The organism is Aquimarina sp. I32.4 (genome assembly GCF_002924285.1).
GTDB lineage: Bacteria > Bacteroidota > Bacteroidia > Flavobacteriales > Flavobacteriaceae > Aquimarina.
This window is the reverse complement of the sequence record NZ_PGUB01000054.1, coordinates 24,390-31,072: the sequence shown is the minus strand read 5'-3', so window position 1 is coordinate 31,072 and position 6,683 is coordinate 24,390. Positions and strand designations below refer to the sequence as shown.

Below are 6,683 nucleotides of genomic sequence, written 5' to 3'. Positions count from 1 at the left end.
ATCAGGTTTGGATTTGACAGTTGCAACTATGGGGCGTATCAAGAAAAGTGATATACAAAAGGCTATTGGAGATCGCATTAATACAAGCCAGACGATTCTTTGCAGTGATGCTCATGTGAGCTATAAAGGCTTTGCTAAAGACCAAAACATAGAACATCATCCACTCAAAGGAATTATAAAACAACGGGTAAAAGACAAAATATACCATATACAACATGTCAATTCTACCCACAATAGAATAAAAAAATGGATTGATAATGCTTTTTGGGGTGTAGCCACTAAATACCTGCAGCAGTACCTAAATTGGTTTAAACTCAAAGAGCAACTCAAAAACAATAAGGATAAGGCGCTGCTATTTGTACAAAAAACTGTCCTAGATGTTAACGCTATAAAGAATTACAGAAATATCGAAGCACAATATCAAAAACTAATATCAACGCAATTATAAACTAGAGCCAAGATAAATTCTAAATTACTAATAATTATTTTTTTCTGTTTTCAACAAACATATGGACAAAAGACTTGTTTTAAAGAGGAAACAGCTAAATTCCATAATGAGTTAAACAATAAAGACCATAAAAAAACATTTAACTGGCTTAAACAAGCAGCAGAGGCTAATCACGCATACTCTTCACATGACTTAGGTTTGTTGTATGTTCAAGGTAATGGTACCATATCCATTAACTATAAAAAAGCTTATATTTATTTTGAGAGAGCAGCTTATCTTGGTATTCATAATTCTATGCGAAGTTTAGGAATTATGTGGGAACTGGGTGAGGGTAAGAAGATTAATTTAGCTAAAGCTTATGGTTGGTATCGATTAGCTGGCGATTTTGTGCCAACAGATTGGGATGAATGGTATATTCCAAGATCTAAAGTTTTAATGTTTAAAAGGCTGGCGCCTAAACTAGCAAAAAAAATGACTTCTAACCAGATTAAAGCTGGAGATAAATATTATAAAAAGATAAAATCTAGAGTAAACTGTAATTTTAACTTATGGGTAAAAAAACATTTTTAATATATGTTCTTACTTCTCAAGGTTAAAATAATAAACCACTAAAAAAACTCTTTTTAAGTATGATTACAAAACAAATAATTGCTGACAATTACAATCTTCAAATTATTTAATAATTTAGATGTGTACAAAAAGAACTGTGTGATGAGAAACTATCATGTACATTTCTGGGAGAAGGCTGAAGCAAAATTTATTTTATCTATTCAATTACTAAGTATTACCATACGTTTGATGAAAAAATTCATTTACTTATTAATTTTTGTACTGATTTTATGCTCCTGTGATAGTTATAAAAAAAAGAATATTCAGAATAAAATATTCTCTCCAGACTTTGAAAAATTCAGTGACCCATCGAATCAGATAAACTTGGAGAATAAAAACGTATTGTAGCAGTAGGTATAAGATTAGAGTAATTAGATTTTAGAAAATAAAAGAAATAAAATGATTATTTGCTTACTCCAAAGTTTATTATTTTTAGTTCCTAATTGGTATAGTTGTACTGTTTAAGAACATATCCAAAGTATAAGGGGAATTAGCTGTAATAATAATTGTAATTGAAATTAAATGAGTGAATTAAAATATGTAAATGCGGGAGATTTATGTGTGGCATACGAAGAAAGCGGTCATCCTGATGGAATACCTGTACTATTACTACATGGGTTTCCTTATGATATAAGAGCGTATGATGAAGTAGTTTCCATTTTGGAATCGTCTTGTAGGATAATCACCCCTTATTTACGAGGATTTGGATTAACTCGTTTTATATCAAATGATACGTTACGCACAGGAGAGCAAGCTGCATTGGCACATGACCTTTTAGCGCTTATGGATGCATTGTCAATACCAAAGGCCATTCTTGCGGGATATGATTGGGGAGGACGAGCTGCATGTATAGTTGCTGCTCTTTGGTCTGATCGCGTCATTGCACTTATATCAGGAGGAGGGTATAACATACAAAATATAGTTGCAGCCAAACATCCACAAACACCAGAAAAAGAATTACTGTACTGGTATCAGTTTTATTTTCACACAGAAAGAGGACAAGAAGGGTTAGCAAAATACCCAAAAGAATTTTGTAAACTGCTATGGAAACTATGGTCTCCTACTTGGCAATTTGATGATGCAACATATCAAGAAACAGCTGATTCTTTTATGAACCCCGACTTTGTAGCAGTTGTTATTCATTCATATCGACATCGTTTTGGATTGGTTGAAGGAGATTCTAGATTTGAAGAAACAGAAAAAGCTCTGGCAAATCAACCACAAATAAATGTCCCTACCATTGTGCTAGATGGGGATAGTGATGGGGTAATTCCTTTAGAAAGCGATGAATATGATGCACCTTACTTTATAGGAGAGTATCAAAGAAGAATTATAAAAGGAGCAGGGCATAATCTACCACAAGAAAAACCACAAGAATTTGCTTCGGCTATTTTATCATTTATAGAATGAAAACAGAGAATTATTTTTTAAAAGAAATAGAATCATCAGATATTGATAATATCTATAAAGGACTTTCTAATCCAGATATCACAAGATTTTACGACGTGCATTTCCCTACGTTGGAAGCTACAAAAGAGCAAATGGAATGGTATAAAGAGCTAAAGGAAAATGGAACGGGAGTTTGGTGGGGGATTTATAACCAAAAAGATTATCAGTTTTGCGGGGCAGGAGGGTTTAATAGTTTAGATAAAGAACACAAAAAAGCTGAAATTGGTTTTTGGTTACTACAAGAGTTCTGGGGCAAAGGAATTATGAAAGAAGTAATGCCTAGACTTTTTGAAGAAGGTTTTACCAAATTGGATTTAAACAGAATAGAAGGCTATGTGGTAAGTGATAATGAAAAATGTAAAAATGGTCTAGAAAAAATAAACTTCACCTATGAAGGAACAATGAGAGAATGTGAAATCAAAAATGGAAAAACAATAAATGTAGACCTCTATTCTATATTAAAAAGTGAATGGAATAATAAAGATAAAACCAGTAACTAGATGATGCCTAAATGATATGTAGATAAATTGATCTAAATCCCTAAAACTTTTTTGATTTTACTGCTTAATGATTTTTTAGCCTCTCCAGGTTTTTCATCTTCTTCAAAGAGAATACCTTTTACGTTGAGGTGATGTCCTATTTGTTCTTTTCCAAAGTCTTCTTCAAAACCAACAACTTGTTTTCGATACTTACACAGTTGGCAATTCATATAAGCCATTCCTGTTTTGGCTTCTTCCAGACGCTCATCAAAAGCTTTTAATAATAGCTCATCTGTGCCAAAAGGAGCTGTATAGATATAATCTTGGTCAGAGGCATTATTCATAGCTGTAACATGACCATAAATACGCTCTAATAATACTCCAGTAAAAAAGAAGAAGGGGATAACAAGAGTACGTTTGAATCCTAATTTTTCGATTAACTTGAGAGATTCATCTACTTTGGGATATGCTGTTCCGCTATATGCAGTAGTTGCAAAACCAAATCCCATTCCTTCCCAGAGCATACTGGTTAGCTTACAAACATCACTATTGGCATCGGGATCGGTAGTACCTCTACCAATAACAACCAAACAAGTATCTTTTCTATCCAAAGGCGATAATTGAGATTCAGTTTCTTCAACTCTCTTTACCGCAAGATCTAGTAAAAAAGAGCTAACCCCAATATGTTTTGCCATAGTAATGGTAAGATCAGAATGATAACTCTGTATGGTATTCAACTCATATGGGATATCATTTTTGGCATGAGATCCAGCAAACAAAATTACTGGCAAAGCATATATTTTGCGAATCCCATTCAAATACATGCGTTCTACTGCGGCTTCATACGTAGGGTGATTAAACTCTAGAAAACCGTAATCAACGTCATAATCTTTCTCATAGCGATCTTTGAGGATAGTGACCAATCGCTTAAAAGAAGTAATTGCGGCTTCCCTACGACTACCATGTCCACAAAGTAATATTCCTTCTTTCATCTGTTTATTGTTCTTTTATTTGTCAAAATAACAAAAATCAATATATTATATAGGGTCAGCCCCTATGATCAAAACAACAGGCATCTGTATTGAGCTATTGTTAATTTGTTCTTGTATGTTTCCTAGAGTACCTGTGATAATTTCCTGATTAGATCGAGACACATTGGATGCTGCATTTACAGGAATAGTGTCATCTTTACAAACCTCTAGCAATTTTGGAATAATCCTATGTAGACTTTTGAGACCCATGTATATAGAAATGGTATTGCCAGCTTTGAGCATATGCGCAATACCAGTAAGCTGCTCAAAAGAATAATCTGCCGTATGGGCAGTGCATATGAGCATAGCGTTAGATTTCTTTCTTTCTGTAATCGGAATATTAAAAATATTGGCTGCTGCTAGTGCTGCAGAAATACCAGGAACCACCTCAAAAGGAACTTCTTTTTGGGTAAGATACCGAGCCTCTTCTGCTGCTCGCCCGTATACATAAGGATCACCAGACTTAAGCCTTACAACCCTTTTGCCCTCAAAATGGTGTATACACAGTAAATCATTGATTTTTTGTTGGCGTTCTGTCTGGTCAGAGGTATCTCCAAATTTACGTCCTACATATATTTTTTCTCCATCTGTATTTATATTCAATATCGTATCAGATACGAGATTATCGTGTAAGATGATATCTGCCTCTTTGATAAGGCGAGATGCTTTTACGGTAAGTAGTTCTGGATCTCCTGGTCCAGCTCCTACAATTGCAACAGGGTACATGATCAAATCAGTTTTAATGGGTCTGGGTGAATATAAGTATAGTCTAACAAATTTTTACTTTTAGTATTAGATATAATCTTATATGCGATAGTATCTTGCTTGATAAAACTAGGAGGTGTAAGTCCTATTTTGTCGGCAGCAAGAGTATAATATTCTTTGCGTAATGGGTGTTTGTCTGCACAGCCATTTATGATTTCGCCCCAACTGCCTTTTTCTATAATAGCATTAATGAGCCCTATACAATCATCTCTATGAATTACATTTATAGGAGCATCACCGTTGAGTACGTCTTTTTTATTGGCAAGAAAACGCCCTGGTAATCGATCATCTCCTATGAGTCCACTGAGTCGTAAGATGGTTACTTGATTTCCAAATTGTTTTTGGAGCAACTTTTCTACTGCAGCGACGGCTTTTCCTGACTCTTTTTCTGGAGCAATGTCTAGTTTTTCAGAAACTTCTCCATTAGTATTCTGATACACAGAAGTAGAGCTTATAAAAAGTATTTTTTGCGTCTCAGAAATAAAAGGAAGTATATCTTGTATCTGCTGCTGATAGAGTTCTATAATATTAGGAACTCTCTTTGGAGGGAAATTAATAATAATAATATCACTTTCTGAGGTAAAATTTTGATATGCCTCTTTATTAGCTTTACCCAATGTCAAAATAGAAGGTATAATTCCTTCTTTTTTTAAGACTTCTATCTTACCCTCTGTAGTGGTAGAACCTTTTATTGTATCTCCTTTTGTGATACGATCTATAGCTAGAGGTAAGCCCAACCACCCACAGCCTAATATACTTATCTTTCTAGGATTCATTATTAATTCTTATTTGATCTGGTGACATTGATAGATAAATTTTGAGGATATGATGCCATGTAGTGGTATCTTCTTCTCGTATCCATATGGTAACCAGATGTTTTCCTTTTCTGTTTTTAAGCCGTATTGCTTTGGTAAAGATAGTTCTTTTTTTTAGCCAAATAACTTCTGCATTACCTACTTTACGATCTGCAATTTCAGTAGAGATATCCTTGGGTATTGCTGCAATAGCTAATTGTAACTGAAGTTCAGGCCCTTTGATTTTTATATCATAATCATCGGTGTAATCAACCTGATGAGATGTTGTTATTTCAACCAAAGCATCACCGTAAGTTTGTATAGCGATAGCTCTGGGTTCTTGAAATAGATATTGAAACAAAGGATAAATATGTTGATCTGAGGCAAAACCTTTGGTAAGTAGCACTTCTCCTAATTCGGGATCTGTTTTATGTCTAAAAGAGGGAGGGGTTATTACCCGCTCATTATCTGTGATTATCTCTGCCCATTCATCTTTGTATAGTAGATGTTCTTCTATTGGTTGGTTATGCTCAAGATGAGATTTCATAATTGATACGGCCTTGTCAGGAGTAAGGTTTTTATACCAAAAATTACCTGGTTGTACAATCCATGTAGGGGCATCCTCGCATCTACCATTACATCTAGACTTTATCGTATGAGTAGTATCCCATAAGCCATTGTTTCTGATATATGCTCTAGCTTCTCTTATAGCGATTTCACTTTTTGCCTTTCGGCACGAGCCGCCATCACAAAATTGAAAAGTGGTGTGTACTTTGCTTATGTTTTTTCCCATAATAAAAAGAAATATAAAAGCAGGAAAAAGAAGTCAAAATAGAAATAGCTATGGTATCGCAATTTCTTTTATAACCAACCCTTTACCCGAGAGTTACTATTTGTGTTTTTATATGGCAGGTCTCCTGACTTACGTAGTGCTATCGCCTTCCCATATAAAAACATATACAGTGGCATTGATGATAGTACCTTTTATAAAACGCATTACAGTTGCGGGAACAGTTTTGGATTTTCACCAAATTCCCTTTTCATCTTTTATTTCTAAAAGAACCATAAATTTGGAAGCGAAGATACTTTATTTTGCTTAGGAACCTAT

The 6,683-nt window shown here is 34.3% G+C and carries 8 protein-coding genes, 1 pseudogene and 1 riboswitch; of the genes and pseudogenes, 5 read left to right on the top strand and 4 right to left on the bottom strand.

Going from position 1 to position 6,683, the window contains the following annotated elements; translation table 11 throughout:
- The 5 genes and pseudogenes from CVD18_RS13145 to CVD18_RS13130 all read left to right on the top strand — a co-directional run.
- The coding region (locus tag CVD18_RS13145) for an IS1595 family transposase (protein WP_146052785.1) at window positions 1–448 on the top strand (448 nt) is incomplete at its 5' end.
- 12 nt (window positions 449–460) lie between these two features.
- A pseudogene (locus CVD18_RS23500) lies at window positions 461–718 on the top strand (hypothetical protein); the annotation flags it as partial.
- A 24-nt stretch (window positions 719–742) separates the two neighbouring features.
- The gene (locus CVD18_RS13140) at window positions 743–1,018 is read left to right on the top strand and encodes a hypothetical protein (protein ID WP_233194547.1); all 276 of its coding nucleotides are present in this window, start codon (window positions 743–745) and stop codon (window positions 1,016–1,018) included.
- Window positions 1,019–1,579: 561 nt separating this feature from the next.
- Complete coding sequence (locus CVD18_RS13135) at window positions 1,580–2,467, top strand: alpha/beta fold hydrolase (RefSeq protein WP_103865901.1); 888 nt, start codon at window positions 1,580–1,582, stop codon at window positions 2,465–2,467.
- The gene (locus CVD18_RS13130; RefSeq protein WP_103865900.1) at window positions 2,464–3,006 is read left to right on the top strand and encodes a GNAT family N-acetyltransferase; all 543 of its coding nucleotides are present in this window, start codon (window positions 2,464–2,466) and stop codon (window positions 3,004–3,006) included. Before CVD18_RS13135 ends, CVD18_RS13130 begins: the two co-directional genes overlap by 4 nt.
- A 32-nt stretch (window positions 3,007–3,038) precedes the next feature.
- Here the strand turns inward: CVD18_RS13130 and CVD18_RS13125 are convergent, their stop codons facing one another.
- The 4 genes from CVD18_RS13125 to CVD18_RS13110 are packed head-to-tail and all read right to left on the bottom strand — an operon-like array spanning window position 3,039 to window position 6,368.
- Complete coding sequence (locus CVD18_RS13125) at window positions 3,039–3,977, bottom strand: sirohydrochlorin chelatase (protein ID WP_103865899.1); 939 nt, start codon at window positions 3,975–3,977, stop codon at window positions 3,039–3,041.
- Between the two features lie 45 nt (window positions 3,978–4,022).
- On the bottom strand, window positions 4,023–4,742 hold the full coding sequence (cobA, locus tag CVD18_RS13120; protein WP_103865898.1) for a uroporphyrinogen-III C-methyltransferase: 720 nt from the start codon (window positions 4,740–4,742) through the stop codon (window positions 4,023–4,025).
- A gap of 2 nt (window positions 4,743–4,744) precedes the next feature.
- Window positions 4,745–5,557 carry an NAD(P)-dependent oxidoreductase gene (locus CVD18_RS13115; protein WP_103865897.1) on the bottom strand — a complete coding sequence of 271 codons (813 nt, stop codon included), beginning with the start codon at window positions 5,555–5,557 and terminating at the stop codon, window positions 4,745–4,747.
- On the bottom strand, window positions 5,547–6,368 hold the full coding sequence (locus CVD18_RS13110) for a ferredoxin (RefSeq protein ID WP_103865896.1): 822 nt from the start codon (window positions 6,366–6,368) through the stop codon (window positions 5,547–5,549). Before CVD18_RS13110 ends, CVD18_RS13115 begins: the two co-directional genes overlap by 11 nt.
- Window positions 6,369–6,464: 96 nt before the next feature.
- A riboswitch (cobalamin riboswitch) is annotated at window positions 6,465–6,657 on the bottom strand.
- Window positions 6,658–6,683: the final 26 nt, after the last annotated feature.